Annotated in this window: 24 protein-coding genes; 11 read left to right on the top strand and 13 right to left on the bottom strand. The window is 70.5% G+C overall.

From position 1 onward, the window contains the following. Positions 1–281: site-specific integrase (locus AB0C29_RS02095; protein ID WP_360814063.1), on the bottom strand; the 281-nt coding region annotated here is incomplete at its 3' end. A gap of 83 nt (positions 282–364) precedes the next feature. Here AB0C29_RS02095 and AB0C29_RS02090 point away from each other — a divergent pair. Next, positions 365–895: a DUF6636 domain-containing protein gene (locus tag AB0C29_RS02090; RefSeq protein ID WP_360814061.1), complete on the top strand. Its 531-nt coding sequence runs from the start codon at positions 365–367 to the stop codon at positions 893–895. A 33-nt stretch (positions 896–928) separates the two neighbouring features. Beyond that, positions 929–1,390, top strand: a complete 462-nt coding sequence (locus AB0C29_RS02085) for a pyridoxamine 5'-phosphate oxidase family protein (RefSeq protein WP_360814059.1) — start codon at positions 929–931, stop codon at positions 1,388–1,390. A gap of 15 nt (positions 1,391–1,405) precedes the next feature. Here AB0C29_RS02085 and AB0C29_RS02080 read toward each other — a convergent pair whose 3' ends face one another. Next, positions 1,406–1,810 carry a winged helix-turn-helix domain-containing protein gene (locus AB0C29_RS02080; protein WP_360549911.1) on the bottom strand — a complete coding sequence of 135 codons (405 nt, stop codon included), beginning with the start codon at positions 1,808–1,810 and terminating at the stop codon, positions 1,406–1,408. A 62-nt stretch (positions 1,811–1,872) separates the two neighbouring features. Here AB0C29_RS02080 and AB0C29_RS02075 point away from each other — a divergent pair, with 62 nt between their 5' ends. Beyond that, complete coding sequence (locus AB0C29_RS02075) at positions 1,873–2,358, top strand: GNAT family N-acetyltransferase (RefSeq protein ID WP_360814057.1); 486 nt, start codon at positions 1,873–1,875, stop codon at positions 2,356–2,358. 51 nt (positions 2,359–2,409) lie between these two features. Here the strand turns inward: AB0C29_RS02075 and AB0C29_RS02070 are convergent, their stop codons facing one another. From AB0C29_RS02070 to AB0C29_RS02035, 8 genes are all read right to left on the bottom strand, one after another. After that, positions 2,410–3,303 carry a helix-turn-helix transcriptional regulator gene (locus tag AB0C29_RS02070; RefSeq protein ID WP_360814055.1) on the bottom strand — a complete coding sequence of 298 codons (894 nt, stop codon included), beginning with the start codon at positions 3,301–3,303 and terminating at the stop codon, positions 2,410–2,412. A 109-nt stretch (positions 3,304–3,412) separates the two neighbouring features. Continuing rightward, positions 3,413–3,700 (bottom strand): hypothetical protein, encoded by a 288-nt coding sequence (locus tag AB0C29_RS02065; protein ID WP_360814053.1) that lies wholly within the window; start codon positions 3,698–3,700, stop codon positions 3,413–3,415. A gap of 131 nt (positions 3,701–3,831) precedes the next feature. After that, positions 3,832–4,725 carry an SAM-dependent methyltransferase gene (locus AB0C29_RS02060; protein WP_360814052.1) on the bottom strand — a complete coding sequence of 298 codons (894 nt, stop codon included), beginning with the start codon at positions 4,723–4,725 and terminating at the stop codon, positions 3,832–3,834. A gap of 52 nt (positions 4,726–4,777) precedes the next feature. Then, positions 4,778–5,392 carry a GNAT family N-acetyltransferase gene (locus tag AB0C29_RS02055; protein ID WP_360814050.1) on the bottom strand — a complete coding sequence of 205 codons (615 nt, stop codon included), beginning with the start codon at positions 5,390–5,392 and terminating at the stop codon, positions 4,778–4,780. An 18-nt stretch (positions 5,393–5,410) separates the two neighbouring features. Next, positions 5,411–6,895, bottom strand: coding sequence for an APC family permease (locus tag AB0C29_RS02050; RefSeq protein WP_360814048.1), 1,485 nt, complete (start codon positions 6,893–6,895; stop codon positions 5,411–5,413). Positions 6,896–6,945: 50 nt separating this feature from the next. Next, positions 6,946–7,755 carry a GPP34 family phosphoprotein gene (locus AB0C29_RS02045; RefSeq protein ID WP_360814046.1) on the bottom strand — a complete coding sequence of 270 codons (810 nt, stop codon included), beginning with the start codon at positions 7,753–7,755 and terminating at the stop codon, positions 6,946–6,948. 72 nt (positions 7,756–7,827) lie between these two features. Next, complete coding sequence (locus AB0C29_RS02040; RefSeq protein ID WP_360814044.1) at positions 7,828–8,331, bottom strand: SAM-dependent methyltransferase; 504 nt, start codon at positions 8,329–8,331, stop codon at positions 7,828–7,830. A gap of 329 nt (positions 8,332–8,660) precedes the next feature. Then, a complete protein-coding gene (locus tag AB0C29_RS02035; RefSeq protein ID WP_360814042.1) occupies positions 8,661–8,999 on the bottom strand; it encodes a hypothetical protein in 339 nt (112 codons plus the stop codon). Positions 9,000–9,106: 107 nt separating this feature from the next. Here AB0C29_RS02035 and AB0C29_RS02030 point away from each other — a divergent pair, with 107 nt between their 5' ends. Then, positions 9,107–9,292 (top strand): DNA-binding protein, encoded by a 186-nt coding sequence (locus AB0C29_RS02030; RefSeq protein ID WP_360814040.1) that lies wholly within the window; start codon positions 9,107–9,109, stop codon positions 9,290–9,292. Between the two features lie 9 nt (positions 9,293–9,301). Here AB0C29_RS02030 and dprA read toward each other — a convergent pair whose 3' ends face one another. From dprA to AB0C29_RS02015, 3 genes are all read right to left on the bottom strand, one after another. Further along, entirely contained in the window at positions 9,302–10,507 is a 1,206-nt protein-coding gene (dprA, locus tag AB0C29_RS02025; protein WP_360814038.1) for a DNA-processing protein DprA, read from the bottom strand. Between the two features lie 312 nt (positions 10,508–10,819). After that, on the bottom strand, positions 10,820–12,358 hold the full coding sequence (locus tag AB0C29_RS02020; RefSeq protein WP_360814036.1) for a YifB family Mg chelatase-like AAA ATPase: 1,539 nt from the start codon (positions 12,356–12,358) through the stop codon (positions 10,820–10,822). Further along, positions 12,359–12,718 carry a YraN family protein gene (locus tag AB0C29_RS02015; RefSeq protein WP_360814034.1) on the bottom strand — a complete coding sequence of 120 codons (360 nt, stop codon included), beginning with the start codon at positions 12,716–12,718 and terminating at the stop codon, positions 12,359–12,361. 144 nt (positions 12,719–12,862) lie between these two features. Here AB0C29_RS02015 and AB0C29_RS02010 point away from each other — a divergent pair, with 144 nt between their 5' ends. The 7 genes from AB0C29_RS02010 (at position 12,863) to rlmN (ending at position 19,671) form a co-directional block, all read left to right on the top strand. Then, positions 12,863–13,639: a hypothetical protein gene (locus tag AB0C29_RS02010; RefSeq protein ID WP_360814032.1), complete on the top strand. Its 777-nt coding sequence runs from the start codon at positions 12,863–12,865 to the stop codon at positions 13,637–13,639. Positions 13,640–13,929: 290 nt separating this feature from the next. Further along, positions 13,930–14,901: a 30S ribosomal protein S2 gene (rpsB, locus tag AB0C29_RS02005; RefSeq protein ID WP_360814030.1), complete on the top strand. Its 972-nt coding sequence runs from the start codon at positions 13,930–13,932 to the stop codon at positions 14,899–14,901. Between the two features lie 79 nt (positions 14,902–14,980). Continuing rightward, a complete protein-coding gene (gene tsf, locus AB0C29_RS02000) occupies positions 14,981–15,811 on the top strand; it encodes a translation elongation factor Ts (protein WP_360814028.1) in 831 nt (276 codons plus the stop codon). A gap of 103 nt (positions 15,812–15,914) precedes the next feature. After that, the gene (pyrH, locus tag AB0C29_RS01995) at positions 15,915–16,679 is read left to right on the top strand and encodes a UMP kinase (RefSeq protein ID WP_360549890.1); all 765 of its coding nucleotides are present in this window, start codon (positions 15,915–15,917) and stop codon (positions 16,677–16,679) included. A gap of 70 nt (positions 16,680–16,749) precedes the next feature. After that, entirely contained in the window at positions 16,750–17,307 is a 558-nt protein-coding gene (gene frr / locus AB0C29_RS01990) for a ribosome recycling factor (RefSeq protein WP_360549888.1), read from the top strand. Further along, positions 17,307–18,458 carry a phosphatidate cytidylyltransferase gene (locus tag AB0C29_RS01985; protein WP_360814026.1) on the top strand — a complete coding sequence of 384 codons (1,152 nt, stop codon included), beginning with the start codon at positions 17,307–17,309 and terminating at the stop codon, positions 18,456–18,458. Before frr ends, AB0C29_RS01985 begins: the two co-directional genes overlap by 1 nt. Before the next feature lie 34 nt (positions 18,459–18,492). After that, positions 18,493–19,671 (top strand): 23S rRNA (adenine(2503)-C(2))-methyltransferase RlmN, encoded by a 1,179-nt coding sequence (rlmN, locus tag AB0C29_RS01980; protein WP_360814024.1) that lies wholly within the window; start codon positions 18,493–18,495, stop codon positions 19,669–19,671. Positions 19,672–19,709: the final 38 nt, after the last annotated feature.

Raw genomic sequence — 19,709 nt, 5'->3', positions numbered from 1 at the left:
GCGTCGGCCGGGCAGAGCCCGGACCGGTGCGCCCAGGCGGTGAAGGTCCGGGCCGCGGCGGCCCGGCGAGCCTGAGAGGTACGCGCGGCGCCGTCGGTCATCCGCTGCGCGAGCCAGCCCCGCAGCACCGTGATGTCCAGATCGGCCGGGGCGGCACAGCCGGCAGCCGCCGCATGGTCGAGCAGTGAGACGACATCCCCGACATATGCCCGCACAGTGTGCGCGGACCGATTGTCGACGCGGGCCAGGTGCACGGCGAAGTCGTCGACCGCTGCGCGCATCGCGGGCGGCAGCGATTCGTGTACGTCGCGGGTGCTCACTGTTCTTGCTCCACGCCCTTATCATTCCGCCTTTGGGAGGTGACGTGTCAGCAGCGCGCGGATGGGCCGGGCTGGGCGGGGTGATCACGCTGATGGCGGCCCTGACGGCATGTTCGGCGTCGCCGGATCCGGTGGAGCCGCGACCGACCACCCAGGTGGTGGCCACGAACGCGGCGCTGGGTGACGCGCCGCCGCCCGGAGCCGCGTCGCCGTCACCGGAGCCGCCGGAGAAGGTCAGCGAGGCGAACTTCGTGTCGCCGTCCGGGAACATCGGCTGCTACCTCGACAAGTCGGGGGCCCGCTGCGACATCGTCCGCAAGAACTGGCAGCCACCGCCGGCGCCGGCTGACTGTGATCTCGACTGGGGTTCGGGCGTCTCCGTGCATCAGACGGAAGAGGCGACCTTCACGTGTGCCGGTGACACTGTGCTGGGTGGAAAGGAGATGCTCGCCTACGGCAAGTCGCTGCGGGCCGGGGACTTCCTGTGCAGCAGTGACAGCAAGGCGATGCGCTGCGAGAACACGGAGTCCGGTCACGGCTTCACGGTCGCGATCGAGCAGTACAACCTGTTCTGAGTTTTTGTCAGACCCGGCTCATAGGGTCGGTGCATGGCGAGGTGGCAGGAGATCGAAGACGAGTTCGCCGAGTTCGCGGCGAAGGTGCGGGCGCGTTTCGACGCCGGGACCAACAAGACGATCGCGACGTTGCGGCGGGACGGTGCGCCGCGGATCAGTGCGACGGAGCTGAAGTTCGACAACGGCGAAGTGACGTTCGGCATGATGGGCGGCTCGATGAAGCTGCTCGACGTCCGGCGCGATCCACGGATGGCGGTGCACAGCCCGACCTTGGAGCCGCCGGCGGACGCACCGGATCAGTGGCCCGGCGACGCGAAGCTGGCCGGTAAGGCGGTGGAGACGCCGGCACCGGTGGAGGAGCCGGTGCCGGGGTCGGGCTACTTCCGCATCGACGTGACGGAGGTGTCCCTCACGTATCTCGGGGTGCCCGCGGATCACCTGGTCATCGAGTCGTGGGACGTGGCCCACGGATACCGCCGCCGGACCCGGAAGTAGGGGGCTGCGCCGGGCTCAAGGACGGGTCAGCTGGACCCGGTCTGCCGGGTGCACGGTCGTGGTGCCGTCGGGTGCCGTGATCACCAGGACCGGGACGCCTTCGGCGAGGCGGTAGGCGCGGCGCTCCGCGTCGGTCGGCATGCGGGCGCCGGCCTTCTCGCCGCGGCGCAGGGTGATGAGCTCGGTCGGCTCCGGGACGCGGACGAATGTCCCTCGTGGCCGGTCGACCGTGACCAGGCCTTCGGTGCGGAGCTGGCCGATCGCCTGGCGCACGGTGGTGCGGCTGATGCCGTGCTCCTGGGCCAGACGCAGTTCGCTGGGCAGCGGCTCGCCGGGCGCGAGCGCGCCCGACTGGATCTGGTCGCGCAGGAGATCGGCGAGCTGGCGGAAAACCGCGCGGTCGGCCGAGGGGTCGATCATGACATTCACGGTACGTCATTGTATTTACATTCAGACGGTGGGCGGCGGTGCGGATGGGCGGGATGGTGGAGATCAGCCTCCTGGGCGAAGAGGATCACAGTGAGTGGGAGGCTCTGACCCGGCGCTACAACGAGCACTTCGGCACTGAGATCAGTAATGCCCTCTACGACCGGACCTGGCGCCGGCTGGTCGCCCGCGATGAGATCCGCGGGGCTGCTGCCCGGGTTGACGGGGCAATGGTGGGGCTGGCTCACTACTACTTCCACACCAGCCTCTGGGGAGCTGGCCGGTGCTATCTGGCCGACCTGTTCGTGGCTCCGGGGGCTCGGCGGCGGGGCGTCGCGACGGCCATTCTGCACTGGGTCGCACGAGACGCGGAGAAACACGACGCGCCGCGTATGTACTGGAACACCACGTTGGACAATCGTGATGGGCGCGCGCTGTACGACACCGTGGCGGACTACAGCGGCTTCATCGTTTACAACTATCGACGTGATCAGGGAGCGGGTTCGGCTCGGGACGGCGGGCAGCCCGAGACGGGCGAATGACAGATGCCCGGTCGGGGCCGTGGTCGTAAGTCGCGCGGTGCTGTCGCTTCGTCATTCTCCGCCGATGGCCTTCAGTGCCTCGGTGAGGATTTGCGGGGTGTCCTCAGGACGGCCGGCCGCGACGGCCAGTCGGCTCATGGTGATCTCGTAGGGCTCGGAAACGGTCGGGTCGTCGAGGAAGAAGGCGCTGCCGATGTGCTCCAGATAGGCGACGTCCGGTAGGCCCTTGTTCCGTAACAGGGAGAACGAGGTCGCCACGCCGACGCGTCCTCCGGCGCCGGGCCGCAGGATCTGGATGTTGACGTTGCGGTGCTGGATCGCTTTCTCCAGAAAGGCAATCTGGTCGCGCATGACCTTCGGGCCGGCGATGCCGTCCGGCAGGGCCGCTTCGGCCAGGGCGGCCTGGTCGATCACCGCCCACAGCTGCGGGGTCTTGTTGTTGAGCAGGGCGTGCTGTCGTTGCATGCGGACGTCGACGCGTCGGCGGACCTGGTCCGGGTCGGTGTGGTGGAGGCGGATGACCGCTTCCGCGTACGCGGGCGTTTGCAGGAGACCGGGGACGAAGCGCACTTCGTAGGTGCGGATGTGCTGGGCGATGGACTCCAGCACGAGGTACGAGCAGAACCACCCGTCGAGGAGATCGCCGTAGGCGTCCCACCACTGGCGGGTCTCCAGCCGGCGGGCGAGTTCGAGGAGGGCCTTGCGTTCGTGGGGGTCGGTGACGCCGTACAGGAACAGCAGTTGGTAGACGTCGTCGGCTTTGGCCTTGATCCGGCCCCATTCGATACGGCTGATCTTCGATCCTGAGCCGCCGATGTGCCGGCCCGCCTCGATCGGGGTCAGGCCCTTGGCTTCGCGCAGGGACCGCAACCGGCGGCCCAGCACCTCGCGTGCATCGTCGGGACGTCCTTTGGCGCTGGGTTGCGACGTCAGGATCGTGGACATTCGATTCTCCGGGTTCGAGGTGATGGGCCGGCCGGTTGGTGGCCGGAGCCGGGCATGACCGGCACAGCTCTCGTCACCTGGACGAGTGACTTCGTGGACGCCCGCAGGCCTATGTGGACAGGATGCGCCGGGCGATCTCGCGGGACAGGCCGACGCCGCCGGTTCCGGCGACCAGCGCGAGCGCAGACTCTCCGAGGACTGCGGCGACGATCGAGAAGCCCAGCAGCAGAAGGTTGACGAGCAGCGGAACGGCAAGGCTCCGGCCGGAGCGACGCCTTGTGATGAATCGGCGGCGGCGCTCCGGCTGGTGACGACAACGGTTTCCTGGCATGACCACGCCGGATATCGTGCCGCCCTCAAGGCATCCATGCAATGCCATCTGCACGCGTGCATGCACGTGCAAATGCAAGAAACACGCGACACGGAGCACGTTGGCCCGCTTTGAGGGCCTATGTGACCTGAGGGCCGGTCAAATCTTGGCTGCGTTGCAGGCTGTGCCGCAGCTTGGCGGGTATCGGCGGTGCGGGGTCATGATGACGGCAGGCGACCGATTCCGGCATACGCGACGGCCTGGTGCGGGGCCGCCTGCGGCTTCGGATCGCGTTCCGGGAGCCACTCGACGGTCGACACCACGCCCGGCTCGACCAGCTCCAATCCGCTGAGGAACGCTGCGACCTCCGGGCGAGTGCGGGCCTTGAACGGTCCGTGCTCCATGCTCGCCGCCAGCTCGGCGAGATGCGCGGCTGTCCCAGGGTCGAGCGGGTCGTAGGTGACGTGGGTCAGGGCCACGTACGAGCCGGGGGCCAGGGCGGCTCTGAGCTGGTCGACGGCCGCGTACGCCTGCTGGTCGTCGACGATGAAGTGCAGCACGGCCAGGAGCAGCACCGCGATCGGCTGGTTGAAGTCGAGCACCGCGCGGGTGGTCTCGTGGCTCAGGACCGTACCGATGTCGGTCAGGTCGCCGTCCAGGAACTGGATCGTGCCTTCCGGCGTGCCGATGAGCAGCGCGCGGGAGTGGGAGCCGACCAGTTCGTCGCAGTCGACGTACAAGATGCGGCTGCTGGGGTCGACGGCCTGGGCGACCTCGTGCACGTTCGGTTCCTGCGGCAACCCGCATCCGATGTCGAGGAACTGCCGCACGCCCCGCTCGGCGAGGTAGGCGACCTGGCGCTCCATGCACCGGCGAAGTTCCTTGGCGGCCAGGCGGATGCTGGGCAGGGCCTTCTGCAACTTCGCGGCGGAGTCACGGTCGGCCTGGAAGTTGTCCTTGCCGCCCTGCAGGTCGTTGTAGCGGCGGGCCGGCGACGGGCGGGATACGTCGATCGGATTCTCGCCGTATGAGGCGACTTGACGTTCGAGGTCACGTCGCCGCTCCGCCATCAGGGCGTCGGGGTCGCGTGAGTCGGGTGAGGGTTTCGTCATGGCGATAGGGGTCCTTGATCGAACGTGGGTTGTGGGTCTGGGGCCGGGCTCGTCAGCCGTTCTGCGCAGGCCTCCACATGCGGTACAGCACCGTGTCGCCCGTGACCGTGATGGTGGGCGGGTTCATGTCCTGGTAGCCGTGCCGCCGGTACAGGGCCCGGTTCTGCAGGCCGGTGGCCTCCAGGTAGGCGGGGATGCCGCCGTCGGCGTCGAGCCCGCTGTGGGTGTGGTCCATCAGCCGGCTGCCCAGCCCTTGGCTCCACCGGTCGGGGCGTACGGCGAGGAACAGCAGGTGCCAGTGCGGGTCGGTGGGGTGGTGGGCTTCCATCTGCAGATCGAGGTGCTGGAACCGGGGCAGGTGCTCGCCGGCGAGAGCTGCGAGGTGTTTCTCGTATCCCTCGGGCTCGTGCGCCTCGTGGGTGCGGTCGAACCAGACGGCGGCGGCGCCGGCGTCTGTGGTCACAACGACCTGTCCCGCGCCGTTGATGGCGTGGGCGATGTAGAGCCGGTACCAGTCCCGGGTGATCGTCCGGCGGCGGGACGGGTCGGGGACGAGGTAGTGGATGACCTTCAGGTGATCGAACGCGTCGGCGACGATGTCGGCCACGGTGTCGGTGTCGTCCGGGCCGGCGAGGCGCAGCGTCGGGGTGGTGTCGGTGCTGGTCATGCGGGTGAGCCCTTTCGATCAGAGGATGGCGGACAGGCCGGAGGTGGAGGCGGTGGCGCTGCGGGCACCGCGACCGATGCCCTCGTAGACGTCGGGCCGGGTGCGTCGCAGGATCAGTCCCCAGGCGGTGCCGGCGGCGAAGATCAGCAGCAGGGCGATGGGCACGATGCGGGCGGGGCCGGTGCCGGGGGTGACGCCGTAGAGGCCGGCGAGGTTGTCGATCGCGAGGTAGGCGACGGCCAGCAGGATGGCGGTGGCGAGCAGGGGTGCGATGCGGCGTTGCCACAGGTTTTCGCCGTGGGTGTTGCCGGTGAAGAAGCCGATGACGGCGATGCTGGTCAGGGTGTAGAGCAGCAGGATGCCCAGGCCGCCGGTGGTGGAGCCCCAGTAGAACAACTGCACGAGGGGATCCCAGCCGGCGATCGCGTACAGGATCAGCACGGCCAGGGCGAGAGTGGTCTGGGCCAGGGAAGCGTTGCGGGGTGCGCCTTTGATGGTGGTGCGGCCGAACAGCCGGGGGAGGACGCCTTCGCGTCCGAGGGCGAAGGTGTAGCGGGCGATGGCGTTGTGGAAGGCCAGCAGTGCGGCGATCAGGCCGGTGCCGAGCAGGATCTTCCCGACGGTGACTGCGGCGTGGCCGAGCATGACGGTGGCTTCGTTGAAGAACAGGTCGGCGCCTTCGGCGGTGGCCCGGTCGATGGGCTTGGGTCCGGCGGCGGAGATCTGCACCCAGGACGCGAGGGCGTAGGCGGCGCCGATGACGGCGATGGTGACGTAGGTGGCGGTCGGGATGGTGCGTCGGGGGTCTTTGCTTTCCTCGATGTAGACCACAGATTGTTCGACGCCGGCGAACGAGGTCGCGCCGAGCACGATCAGCACGCCGAGGCTGGGTCCGGACAGGTCGCTGATGTTCATCGCGGCGCCGGAGAACGCGAAGCCGGAGGTGAGCATGATGGCCAGGCTGTAGAGCACGACCAGGACGGTTTCGGCGACGACCAGGAAGACCAGGACGTAGCCGGAGAGTTTGACCTCGTTGGCGCCGAGCAGGGCGACCAGGGCCCAGGCGAGGACGGCGGGGATGAACCAGTGCACGTCGAAGCCGAGCCAGTCGCTGAGCAGCGGGGCGCCGATCGCGGCGCCGAACGCGCCGTAGCAGCACAGTTGGAAGCTGGTGTAGGTGGCGAGGGCAAACCAGGAGGTGCCGACGCCGAAGGGGCGGCCGATGCCGTGGGCGACGTAGGCGTAGAACGCGCCGGCGTTGGGGATGTGCCGGGCCATCGCGAGGTAGCCGACGGCGTAGATCATCAGGATGGCAGCGACGGCGATGATCGCGATCGGGAAACCGAGTAGGCCGGTCGCCGCCAAGGCGAGGGGCACGACCAGGGTGATGACGGTCAGCGGCGCCACGGACGAGGCGATGGCCGAGCCGATCGCGAACGGGCCGAGGCGGTTACGGGCGAGCGCGTACGAGATGCCGGTCTGGACAGTGGGAGGTGCGGACACCGGGGGTTCCTCCTGCAAAAGGGTTGAGGGGTAGGGAATGCATCGGGTGGTCAGCGCATCGCGGCCTCGCCGATCGCGGCGTCCGCCGCGTGCAGCAGCTCTCGCAACATCGCCTTGACGCCGGACCCGCCCGGGTCGGCCAGGCCGGTCCGGATCTGCTGGGTGAGCAAAGACCGCTCGTACGGCGACAGCGTGGCCAGCGCGTGGTGGTGCAGCCCGGTAGCCAGGAACAGACCCGCGAGAATGACGTCGGCCCAGGGCAAGGTTCGGCCGGTCTGCACGGCGTGCGTGATCGTGTTCGCCGGTGTCCCGGAGGCGTAGGAGTCAAAGGGCACGTATCGCACCGTGGTGCCGCCGAAGAGCCGGCGGTGCTCCTCGCGCTGAACCAGGCCGGTGCGGGACAGCCGGTCGAGAACTCGAGCCTCCGCACGGCTGTCGTAGGCCAGGTAAGAGATCCACGCGTTGAGCGGATGGCCGGGCCGGCGGTGCCGCGTCTCCTGCTGCACCGGCGGTGGCCAGGCGCCGCGCTCCCAGGCCCGTGGGCCCCACTGCTCCTCGTGCGCTGTCGCCCGTACCTGCACAGGAGCCGGCGGGGCAGGCCAGGTCTGCTCTTCGGCCTGCATCGTGACCAGCACCGGGCGCAGCGCAGGATCGCTCGGCAGGGCGGCCACGGTGTCCTGGATGCGGAACAGTTCGCCCTCGCACAGCTCCAGAAACCCGCCGTGGATGAGTTCGGCGAGCAACCCGGTGGCCAGCCCGACCCCGAGCGGCCAGTCCCCGATCAAGCGAGCGCCTTTGACGCCGTCGTGCGCGGCGAGCCACAGGTCGTCGGTGAGCCGCGTCGGCTCCGCTGACGGCATGACGATGTTCCTTCCTCCGTGAGGTGTTCGCGGTAGCGGAGTCGTGACCGGTGCCGGCTCCCGGCCGAGTGCTCAGCGGGCGACACCGGCGCGCATCCGCCGGGTGTCCTCGCCTGGGTCGAGGTCCGGTTCCGGTCGCCACCACGTCGGGGACACGGGCCCGGGGTCGACCAGCACCAGCCCGTCGAACAACCCGCCGATCTGCGCGGCGGGGTGGGGAAAGCGCGGCTTGGCGACATCCGCGCTCGCGGCGACGTCGCCGATCGCTTCTGGTCGGCTGTCACCGCTGACATGCGTGAGGGCCGCATAACTGCCGGGCGCGGGCGCGTTGACATTCGTCCCGCGCGCCGCCTCGGCGATCTTGTGCCTGGCGTCCTGGTGCGCCAGGGGTGCCGCCTGGGCGAACTCGTGGCTGGCGTCTTGGTGCGCCGCCTCGGCGATCTCGTGCCTGGCGTCTTGGTGCGCCGCCTTTGCGATCTCGTGCTGGGCGTCGTGGTGCGCCAGGCGTGCCGCCTGGGCGATCTTGTGCCTGGCGTCCTGATGCGCCAGCGCGCGGCGGATGAACTTGCGAGCCACGTCGCGCCTGGTCGGTGTGCCTGCTGGCCGGCTCGCCTGGTGCCGGGCACTCGCGACGTTCGGCGTGCTGATGTCTCCGGTGTCGCCGCCCGGCTGCGGGTCGGTGACCGGTGCACTTCGGTCGTTCCGGGCCGGAGGGAACGGTAGTCGCGGTGCGGGGACCAGGCGGTCCACGCACGGGGCTCGGAGTCCGCACGAGCACCGTCGCCACCACGACTGCCAGAGGCGTCTGTGGGACGGCTCGTGCGGGACCGGGTCAAGACGCCGCCTGCGACGAATGCTCATCCGGCCGCCTTTCCGGGGACCGCTTGTCGGGAATGGTCATCCGGCTACTGGCTCTCGAAGCTGCGCCCGTGCGAAATGGCCGGGAATCCGCGCAGGGTCGGGAATCCGCGCAGGGCCGGGAATCCGCGCCAGCCCGGGAACCAGCGCGGGGCCGGAAAGCCGCGCGGGGCCGGGTAGCCGCGCGGGGCCGGGTAGTCGTGCGGGGCCGGGAAGTTGTGCGAGGCCGGGGAAGAGCGCAAGGCCGAGAACCCCCGCAAAGCCCGGAACCCGCGCTGGGCTGGAAAGTCGCGCGGGGCCGGGTAGTGATGCGAGGCCGGGAACCCGGGCAGGGCCGGGGAGTCGTGCGGCCGGGCACCCGGTGACCGGTCGGCGTGGGGAGTCATGCGGCCAACCTAGTTGACCAGCGACTAGCTGTCGTTTGTGAAGTTGACCCATGACTAATAGTCATACGTCTACGGTCGATCATGTGGGAAGCAAGCCGATTCGATTGATGGGCGCGCACGAGATCCGCCTACGCCTGGGTGGGGTCAGTCGTCAGCGCGCGTACCAGATCACCAGCAGGGCGGACTTTCCCGCGCCTGTCGCTGATCTGGCCCAGGGCAAGGTCTGGACGACCGAGGACGTCGAGGCCTGGATGAAGGCGCACCGGCGGGACGTCGACGACGTCGAGGCCTGACGCCGCCGTCTACACCGGACCCGGCGGCGCTCGCCTGGTCGGGCGGGCCAGTGCCACGCCGTCGCTCCGGCGTACCACCAGGCCGGCCATCTCCAGCAGCGAGAGCCGGCGCAGCACCGTGCGTACGCCCAGCCCTGCTCTTGCCGCCAGTTCCTCCGGGCCGACCGTTCCGCGGCGGGGGATCGCCTCCAGCACCAGCGCGGAATCCTCGTCCAGGTCGTCCCGGACGTGATCCCGGCCCCGCGGTATCTCCGCCAGGTACTCGCCGATCCGGCCGACCTCTTCGAGCACCTGAGTCGTACCGGTCACGACCACCGTCTCGGGATGCCGGCGCAGCAGCTCATGACAGCCCACCGACATCGCTGATGTCACCGGGCCCGGTACGACCATGGCCCGCCGTCCCAGCGCGACCGTCCTGCTCAAGGTCTGCACCGCGCCGCTACGGGCGGCCGCCTCGACGATGACCGTTCCCGCTGTCGCCGCCGCGATGACCCGGTTGCGGATCAGGAACCGGTGGCGCAGCGGGTCCGAGCCCGGCGGCCACTCGCTCATCAGCAGACCGCTTTCGGCTATCTGCTCGAACATGGCGGAGTTCCCCACCGGGTACGGCCGGTCGACCCCGCACGCCAGCACGGCAACCGTCAGCCCGTCCGCCGTCAGCGCCGCCCGGTGCGCCGCCGCGTCGATGCCGAACGCGCCGCCGGACACCACCGTCCAGCCGTGCTCCGCCAGCCCGTACGCGAGCTCGTTCGTCACGTGGAGGCCGTAGCTGGTCGCCGCGCGGGCGCCCACCACCGCGACCGATCGAGCGAACGCCTCATCGAGCCGCCGCGCGCCCCGGACCCACAGGCACAGCGGCGGGCGGACGTCCCGGTTGATCCGGTCGCCGCCGTCGAGTTCGAGGGTGCTGAGCGTGTCCACTCCAGCCGGCCACTCCGGATCGGCGGGGACCACCACGCGGGCGCCGAGCCGGTCTGCGCGACGTAGCGCCGCCTCGGCCAGCCTGCGCGGGTCGCCGGCGCTCGACCGGGAGATGACCGCGGCGCGCAATGTCGCCTCCGGGACGTCCCCGTCCAGCAGCCGGTTGAGGGTGGCCTCGGCGCCTCCCGCCTGTACGAGCTGCCAAACGGCCCGGTTGCCGGGCTCGGCGAGCCAGGTGAGGGCGACCCGCGCCATCCGGTCGGCGTCGTCGCCGGGCTGCGACCCGCCGCTCATGCCGCCCTCCCGCCGTCGTCGTCCCCGGACGGGATCTGCGAGGTGAGCGTCAGCCAGGGACGGCGTCGGCGGCGGTGCCGCCCGCCGAGCGGCCATCTGATCACGGCACCCGAGCGGCCATCCGGCCACAGCTGGACAACCGGCGCCAGCTCCGCGCCCACCGCAGCCGGCTCCGGCGCCGCAACAGACTCCACAACAACCCGTGGCAAGGCCAGCGCCGCGGTTTGCAGGGCATCGCGCGGCGAGGACGGCGGAGGGGATTGCAGGGCATCCCGTGGCGGGGATGGCGCAGCCCGCGGCGACAGCTGCTGGTCAGGTCTGGTCTCTTTGGTCATGGGCCTCTCCCATTCGTAGTTGTGCCGCCTCATGGACATCGGAGCCCGTCGGCCGCTCCCGCCCGTCCAGATCCGCGATCGACCACGCCAGTCGCAAGATCCGGTCGAATCCCCGCGCCGACAGCGACCCCCGGTCCAGCCCCGCCCGCAATGCCGCCGTGTCCCGGGCTGCCAGTCGCCACGGCGGCCGTCGCAGGTGCGACCCCGGCACGTCCGCGTTCACCCGCCACCCCGCCTCCGACCACCGCTCAGCCGCCACCGCCCGCGCCTCGGCCACCCGTGCAGCCACCAGGGCGGACGACTCGGCCGGCCCGGCGGTCGTCATCAGCTGGGCGGCGCTCAGCGGCTGGATCCGGATCTGGATGTCGATCCGGTCCAGCAGGGGACCGGACAGCTTGGCCAGGTACCGGCGGCGGGCCGTCGCCGAGCACACGCAGAACTGGTCTCCCGCCGGGTTCGCGCACGGGCACGGGTTCGCCGCCAGCACCACCTGCACCCGGGCCGGATATTCGGTGCTGCCCCGGGCCCGGGCCAGCCGCACCCGCCCGCTCTCCAGCGGCTGCCGCAGCGCCTGCAACGTCGCGTTGGCGAACTCCGGTGCCTCGTCCAGGAACAGGACCCCGCGGTGCGCCAGGGACAGCGCGCCCGGGCGGGCCAGCCCCGAACCTCCGCCGACCAGTGCCGCCAGGCTCGCGCTGTGGTGGGGCGCCTGGAACGGGGGACGGCGTACCAGGCCGCCGTCCGGTGGGAGGACGCCCGCGATCGACTGCAGTGCCGTCACTTCCAGGGCCGACGTGTCATCCAGCTCGGGCAGCAGTGACGGCAGGCGCTCAGCCAGCATCGTCTTTCCCGCGCCGGGCGGGCCGATCAGCGCGAGGTGGTGCCCGCCCGCGGCCGCCACCTCGAGGGCGTATCGGCCCAGCTCCTGACCGGCCACGTCGGCCAGGTCGGGTCCGCCGGGTGCGGGCGGCGGCTGCGCGGGTGGCGGCTCCAGCAGGCGGTCCTCGCCCCGGACGTACGCGACCAGCCGGTGCAGCGAGTCGACCCCACGAACCGTCATCCCGGGCACCACCGTCGCCTCGCGGGCGTTGCCCAGCGGCACGATCACCCGGCTGATCCCCGCCCGCGCGGCCGCCGCCACCATCGGCAGCACTCCGCGGATCGGTCGCACCGTGCCGTCCAGGCCGAGCTCGCCCAGCACCACCACGCCCTCCAGCGGCGCCGGCGGCAGCTCGCCCGCCCCGGCCAGCAGCGCACATGCGATCGACAAGTCGAACGCGCTGCCGTGCTTGGGCACTGTGGCCGGCAGCAGGTTCACCGTGATGCGCCTGTTGGGCCAGCTCTGACCCGAGTTGACCACCGCGGCCCGCACCCGGTCGCGGGCCTCGTGCAGCGCTGTGTCCGGCAGGCCGGTCAGGACCACCGCCGGCAGGCCGGGCGACAGGTCGGCCTCCACCTCGACGAGGTGCCCCTCGACGCCGACGAGACCGACGCACAGCACCCGCGCGTAGCTCACCTAGAACGCCGCTCGGACGTGCTCGACCACGGTCGCTCCGCGCGGCTGGGGGAGCACCGCCACGACGTCGAAGCGGACTTCTCTGGGGTGCACCCCCGCCTGCTCGAGCCAGCGGGCCGCCAGCCGGCGCAGGCGGCGGACCTTGGCCGGGCGGATCGCTTCGGCCGGTGTGCCGAAGGCGGCGCCGCGGCGGGTCTTGACCTCGCAGAAGACGACGTCGTCGCCGTCGCGCAGGATCAGGTCGACCTCGCCCTCGGCGCAGCGCCAGTTGCGGGCGAGCACCACCAGGCCCTGATCGCGCAGGTGCCGCTCGGCCAGTCGCTCGCCGTACGCGCCGACCGCCCTTCTCTCCGTTGTCATGGCGGCGACCGTCGCGCATCCGGGGGCCTCGTGCATGACCGGTTGTGGACAGAGTGCGATTGTGGATAACCGCAGCGTCATCGTCGGCATCTGATAGGTCCCAGCGGTGGCATCCCGACCCCGCGTCACCTACGGTGCGAAATCGTGGAAGGACATCGCCGGTACGCCGAAGAGCCGGAACCCAGCTGGTACACCGGGCAGCGGGCAACCGAGGTCCCGAGCCCGTACGCAGCTCAGGCGCCCGAGACGAACCCGTACGACTCGGCTGTGCACGAGCGCCCCAGTGGCGCGTTCCGGTTGCCGGACCAGCGCTCCGCCGACCCGTACTCGGCGCCACCGGCCGGTTATGCCTCACCCGATCCGGTGACGACCTCCGGCAGCCACGCGTTGTCGTCCGCCGATTCCGGCTCGATCCGGATCCCGGTGCGCGGGCCCGAGTATCCGGCGGTCCGGCCGAGCAGCGGTGCCACGTCGCTCGCCGACGCCCCGGCCGTCTCCACGGTCACCACGACCACCACGTACGGCGCCGCGCCCGAGCCCCCGCCGCCGACGGCGTCCCCCTACAACGAACCGACCAGCATGGTTCCCATGACGGGCGGCGGTGTCCGACCCGGCGCCCCCGATCCGGTGTACCGCTCCCGCCGTCCGGTTTCGGCCATCGTGTTCGCCGCCGTCACGGTCGTCCTGTTGATCCCGGCGCTGCTGCTGTTGATCCGGGCCGCGTTCGTCGATGACGCCACCGCCCGCGGCGTCGTGCCCGCGGTCCTGCTGACTCTCGGGCTCCCGCTGACCGGCTTCGGGTTGTACTCGCTGGCCGGTGGCGGCCGGACGAGTGCCCGGGACGCCTGGCTGCGGCCGCCGCTCGCGTACCTCCCGATCGGTCTGGTCCTGCTGCTGGCCGCCGCGCTCGCTGTCGCTTAATCCGACAAAAGGCCCGGAATTCGGGCGGCGTCCGCCCGGAAGCGGGCCGCGTCGCCCACGGCGTATGCTTGTCCACGGCGACCGCCCCGTGCGGTCGACTTCGCGCGCCTTCTGCACGAGCCACGATTGATCACTCACCGGCTGCACCTTCCGGCGAGGGGTCATGAGCCGTCAGCGACGGTCCTCCCTGGTCCCGATTCCTTTCGGGCCCGCCTGGGCCGGCGACCGGGCGCCAGGACGCACACCGCCGGTGAGCGTGACAACCAGGGAATAGCAGGGAGCAATTCACCATGGCCGTCGTGACCATGCGTCAGCTGCTGGAGAGCGGTGTCCACTTCGGGCACCAGACCCGGCGCTGGAATCCGAAGATGAAGCGATTCATCATGACGGAGCGCAACGGCATCTACATCATCGACCTGCGCCAGACCCTCGACTACATCGAGAAGGCCTACGCGTACGTCCGCGACACCGTTGCCGAGGGTGGCCACATCCTCTTCGTCGGCACCAAGAAGCAGGCCCAGGAGGCGATCGCGGAGCACGCGACCCGCGTGGGCCAGCCGTACGTCAACCACCGCTGGCTCGGTGGCATGCTGACCAACTTCCAGACGGTGTACAAGCGGCTCCAGCGCATGAAGGAGCTCGAGGCGATCGGCGACCTCACCGGTACCGCCGCCGGCTACACCAAGAAGGAGACCCTTCAGCTGTTCCGTGAGCAGACCAAGCTCACCAAGACCCTCGGTGGTCTGCGGGACATGACGAAGGTGCCGTCGGCGATCTGGGTCGTCGACACCAAGAAGGAGCACATCGCCGTCGACGAGGCCCGCAAGCTGGGCATCCCGGTCATCGCGGTGCTGGACACCAACTGTGACCCGGACGAGGTCGACTTCCCGATCCCGGGCAACGACGACGCGATCCGCTCGGCCGAGCTGCTGACCAAGGTCATCGCCGCCGCCGTCGCGGACGGTCTGATCAAGCGCTCGGGCCGCAACCGCGGCAACGCCGACGACAAGCCCGAGCCGGGCACCGTCGCCGCCGGCGAGCCGCTGCCCGAGTGGGAGCGTGACCTCTACGAGGGCGCCGACAAGAAGGCCGCCGACACCGAGACCGCCGCTGCGCCGGCCGCCGGAGAAGCTGCCCCGGCTGCCGGAGACGCTGCGCCGGCCGCCGGCGAGGCTGCCCCCGCCGTTGCCGGCAACGACGCCACCCCGGCCGTCGACGCCGTACCGGACGCCCCTCAGAAGGTCGCCGCCTCCGCGGAGTAACAAACTTCAAGGAAGCCGGTCGCCGCTCGCGGCGGCCGGCCCCCGGAAGATCCCGGACCTCAAGCATCGAGAGAGAGTCATGGCCAACTACACCGCCGCGGACGTGAAGAAGCTCCGCGACCTCACCGGCGCCGGCATGATGGACTGCAAGAAGGCGCTCGACGAGTCGGACGGTGACTTCGACCAGGCCGTCGAGTTCCTGCGCATCAAGGGTGCCAAGGACGTCGGCAAGCGGGCCGGCCGGACCGCCGCCAACGGCATCGTGGCGCACTCCGGCAAGGCGCTGCTCGAGCTCAACTGCGAGACCGACTTCGTCGCCAAGACCCCCGACTTCGTCGCGCTGGGTCAGACCCTGGTCGAGCACGGTGAGCAGGCCAAGCTGGCCGACGCCGCCGCGCTGCTGGCCTCCACGCTGGCCGACGGCCGCGCCGTGGCCGACGTGATCCAGGACTTCTCGGCCAAGATCGGCGAGAAGATCGTGCTCAACCGCTTCGCCACCCTCGACGGCAACGTCGCGGTCTACCTGCACCGCAAGGCGCAGGACCTGCCGCCGCAGGTCGGCGTGCTGGTGGAGTACACCGGCAAGTCCGACGAGGCCGGCGTCGACGACGCCCGCGCGGTCGGCATGCAGATCGCCGCCATGCGGCCGAAGTTCCTCACCCGCGAGGAGGTGCCCGCCGAAACCGTCGAGACGGAGCGGCGCGTCGCCGAGCAGACCGCTCGCGAGGAGGGCAAGCCGGAGCAGGCGCTGCCCAAGATCGTCGAGGGCCGGGTGAACTCGTTCTTCAAGGACTTCGTCCTGCTGGAGCAGCCGTCGGTCACCGACAACAAGAAGACCGTCAAGCAGGTCACCGCCGATTCCGGGATCGAAGTCACCCGCTTCGTCCGGTTCGAGGTCGGCCAGGAGTAATCCAGGCACCAGCGCACTGCGCGGGAGGCCGGGCCGCGAGACAAGCGCCCGGCCTCCCCGTCACATAGGGTCTCGGAGTCAGCGAAGGAAAGGGCGGACCGGCATGACGATGGTGACCGAGCAGGCTGTCGTGATGGACGAGGTCACGGCGCCCCGGGCCGAGCGGCCCCGGCGGGTCGTGCTGAAGCTCTCCGGTGAGGTCTTCGGCGGCGGCGCGGTGGGTGTCGATCCCGACGTCGTGCAGGGCATCGCCCGGCAGATCGCCACGGCCACCCGCCGCGGCGTGCAGATCGCGGTCGTCGTCGGTGGCGGCAACTTCTTCCGCGGCGCCGAGCTGCAGAAGCGCGGCATGGACCGCAACCGGGCCGACTACATGGGCATGCTCGGCACGGTCATGAACTGCCTGGCCCTGCAGGACTTCCTCGAGAAGGAGGGCATCGAGACGCGGGTGCAGACCGCGATCACGATGGCCCAGGTCGCCGAGCCGTACATCCCGCTGCGCGCCATCCGGCACCTCGAGAAGGGCCGCGTCGTCATCTTCGGCGCCGGCGCCGGCATGCCGTACTTCTCCACCGACACGGTCACCGCCCAGCGCGCGCTCGAGATCCACGCCGACCTCGTGCTGATGAGCAAGAACGGCGTCGACGGGGTCTACACCGCCGACCCGCGGACCGACCCGGACGCCCGCAAGATCGACCACATCACCTTCGCCAGCGTGCTCCAGCAGGGCCTGCGTGTCGCCGACCAGGCCGCGTTCAGCCTCTGCGAGGAGAACGGCCTGCCGATGCTCGTCTTCGGCGCCCAGGGCGACGACACGATCGTCCGGGCTGTGAGCGGCGAGAAGATCGGCACCCTGATCACCACGTGATCCGCGCGTACCGCACACTTTCGCAACGACCACGAGGAACGACCACGAGGAACAAGGAGGCGACGGAGCGGTGATCGACGAGACCCTCTTCGAGGCGGAAGAGAAGATGGAGAGCGCGGTCGAGCACGCCAAGGAGGAGTTCGCCGCGATCCGTACGGGCCGTGCCACGCCGGCGATGTTCTCCAAGATCGTCGTCGACTACTACGGCGCCCTGACCCCGATCACCCAGATGGCCTCGGTCGGCGTGCCGGAGCCGCGCATGGTGATCGTCAAGCCCTACGACGCGTCCCAGCTGGGCCCGATCGAGCGCGCGATCCGCGACTCGGACCTGGGGGTCAACCCCAACAACGAGGGTACGCAGCTGCGGATCAACCTGCCCCAGATGACCGAGGAACGCCGCCGCGAGATGATCAAGGTGGCGCGCACCAAGGCCGAGGAGGGGCGCGTGGCGATCCGCAACGTGCGCCGCAAGGCCAAGGAGCAGCTCGACCGCCTGGTCAAGGACGGCGAGGCCGGCGAGGACGACGGCCGCCGCGCCGAGAAGGAGCTCGACGACGTCACGCACCGCTATGTCGCGGTGGTCGACGAGCTGGTCAAGAACAAGGAAGCAGAGCTGCTCGAGGTCTGATGTCGTACCTCGAGCCCCGCGGTGGGCAGACCCCTTCCGGTGGCCGGGCGTCCGGGCAACCCGACGTCCCGGCCCCGTACGGCCTCGACGTGCCCGCCGAGGAGCCCGACCCGTACGCGGCGCACCGCCGCCAGGCCGCCCAGGAGGCGGCCGAGACCGGCCCGGTGTGGAACGCCTTCACACCCGGCCCCGAGCCGGTCGCCCCGCACTGGGATCCGCCGGTGGCCGCCACCTCGACGTCCCAGGCCGAGTGGGAGCTGACCGCGACCGAAGCGGAGGGATCCCGTGGACCGGGCCGTCGCCGCGCCGGGCGTGACGGCAGGCCGCCGGTGAAGCCGGCCGGCCGCGCGGGCCGCAACCTGCCCGCCGCCATCGCGGTCGGGATCAGCATGATCCTGGTCGTGCTGGCCTCGCTGTTCGTCTGGAAGCCGGCCTTCCTCGGGGTCATCGCGCTGGCCGCCGGCCTGGGCATCTGGGAGATGGTCCGGGCGCTCAAGGTCACCGGCGCCCGGCCGCCGCTGATCCCGCTGGTCACCGGCGGCGTGCTGATGACCGGCCTGGCCTGGTACGGCAGCACGGACGCGCTGATCCTGGGTCTGGCGGTCACCGTCCTGGCCACGCTGCTGTGGCGGCTGGCCGACGGCACCGAGGGTCTCGGCAAGGACTTCGCCGCCACCGCGCTGATCGCCGTCTACGTGCCGTTCCTGCTCAGCTTCGGGGTGCTGCTGGCCAAGCCCGACGACGGCGACTACCGGGTGCTGATCACCCTGCTCGCGGTGGTGCTGTCGGACACCGGCGGTTACGCGGCCGGCGTCTTCTTCGGCAAGCGCCCGATGGCCCCCACGATCAGCCCCAAGAAGTCCTGGGAGGGCTTCGCCGGCTCGGTCGTCGCGTCGGCTGTCGGGAGCTCCGCGCTGGCGTACTTCCTGCTCGACGTCCCCTTCTACTGGGGTCTGCTGTTCGGTGCCGTGCTCTCGGTGGTCGCCGTGCTGGGCGATCTGGCGGAGTCGATGCTCAAGCGCGACATCGGCATCAAGGACATGAGCAACCTGCTGCCGGGTCACGGCGGCCTGATGGACCGGCTCGACTCGATCCTCTTCGCGGTGCCGACGGCTTTCCTGCTGCTCTGGCTCATCGCGCCGCCGGGGTAGGCATGTGCGCCCGACGTGGGAGACTGGATACGCCATGACGATTCTTCCGGTCATCCCGACCAGCCCCGACACCCCCGACGCGGTGGTCACCCGCCGTCGCCCCGCGATGCCGCCGCGCCACCTCGCCGACCTTGACCTGGCCGGCCGTCGCGCCGCCGTCGCCGAGCTCGGCGAGCCCGCGTTCCGTGCCCAGCAGCTCTCCACCCACTACTTCGGGCGGCTGGTGCGTGACCCCGCCGCGATGACCGACCTGCCCGCCGCGTCGCGCGCCAAGCTCACCGAAGACCTGCTGCCCAAGCTGCTCACCCCGCAGCGCGAGCTGGCCTGTGACGACGGCGCCACCCGCAAGACGCTGTGGAAGCTGCACGACAACGCCATGGTCGAGAGCGTCCTGATGGGCTATCCCGACCGGATCACCGCGTGCGTGTCCAGCCAGGCCGGTTGCGGCATGGCCTGCCCGTTCTGCGCCACCGGTCAGGCCGGCCTGACCCGCAACCTCTCCGTCGCGGAGATCGTCGACCAGGTCGTCTATCTCGCCGGCGTCGCCGCCTCCGGCGCGGTCACCGGGTCGCCGCCGCGGCTGTCCCGGGTCGTGTTCATGGGCATGGGTGAGCCGCTGGCCAACTACCCGCGGGTGATCGAGGCCGTGCGCCGGCTGGTGGCTCCGGCCCCGGAGGGCCTGGGTCTCTCACAACGGCACATCACCGTCTCCACCGTGGGCCTCGTGCCCGCAATGCGCCGGTTCATCGCCGAAGGGTTGTCCGTGACTCTTGCGCTGTCCCTGCACGCCCCCGATGATGATCTGCGCGATGAGCTTGTGCCCGTCAACCAGCGTTGGAAGGTGGCCGAGGTGCTCGATGCCGCGTTCGACTACGCGGCGCAGACCGGTCGTCGGATCTCCATCGAATACGCCCTGATCAGGGACGTAAACGATCAACCCTGGCGTGCCGACCTGCTTGGCCGGCTCCTGCACGGCAAGCTGGCGCATGTGAATCTCATCCCGCTCAACCCGACGCCGGGCAGCAAGTGGGACGCCAGCCCCAAGCCGGTCGAGCGGGAGTTCGTCCGCCGGCTGCGCGACGCGGGCGTGGCGACCACGGTCCGAGACACCCGGGGGCGGGAGATCGACGGTGCATGCGGCCAATTGGCCGCAAGTGAGCTGACGGTGGTGGACGCTGGGGGCGCCGTCGCCGACGCGGAGGTGGCACGATGACGGGGCTCAGTTCCCTGCGGACGCTGATTTGGGAGACG

Source organism: Actinoplanes sp. NPDC048791, from assembly GCF_040650095.1.
Classification (GTDB): Bacteria; Actinomycetota; Actinomycetes; order Mycobacteriales; family Micromonosporaceae; genus Actinoplanes.
Note: the sequence above shows the minus strand (reverse complement) of the source record. Positions and strands in the feature narration are given on the sequence as shown.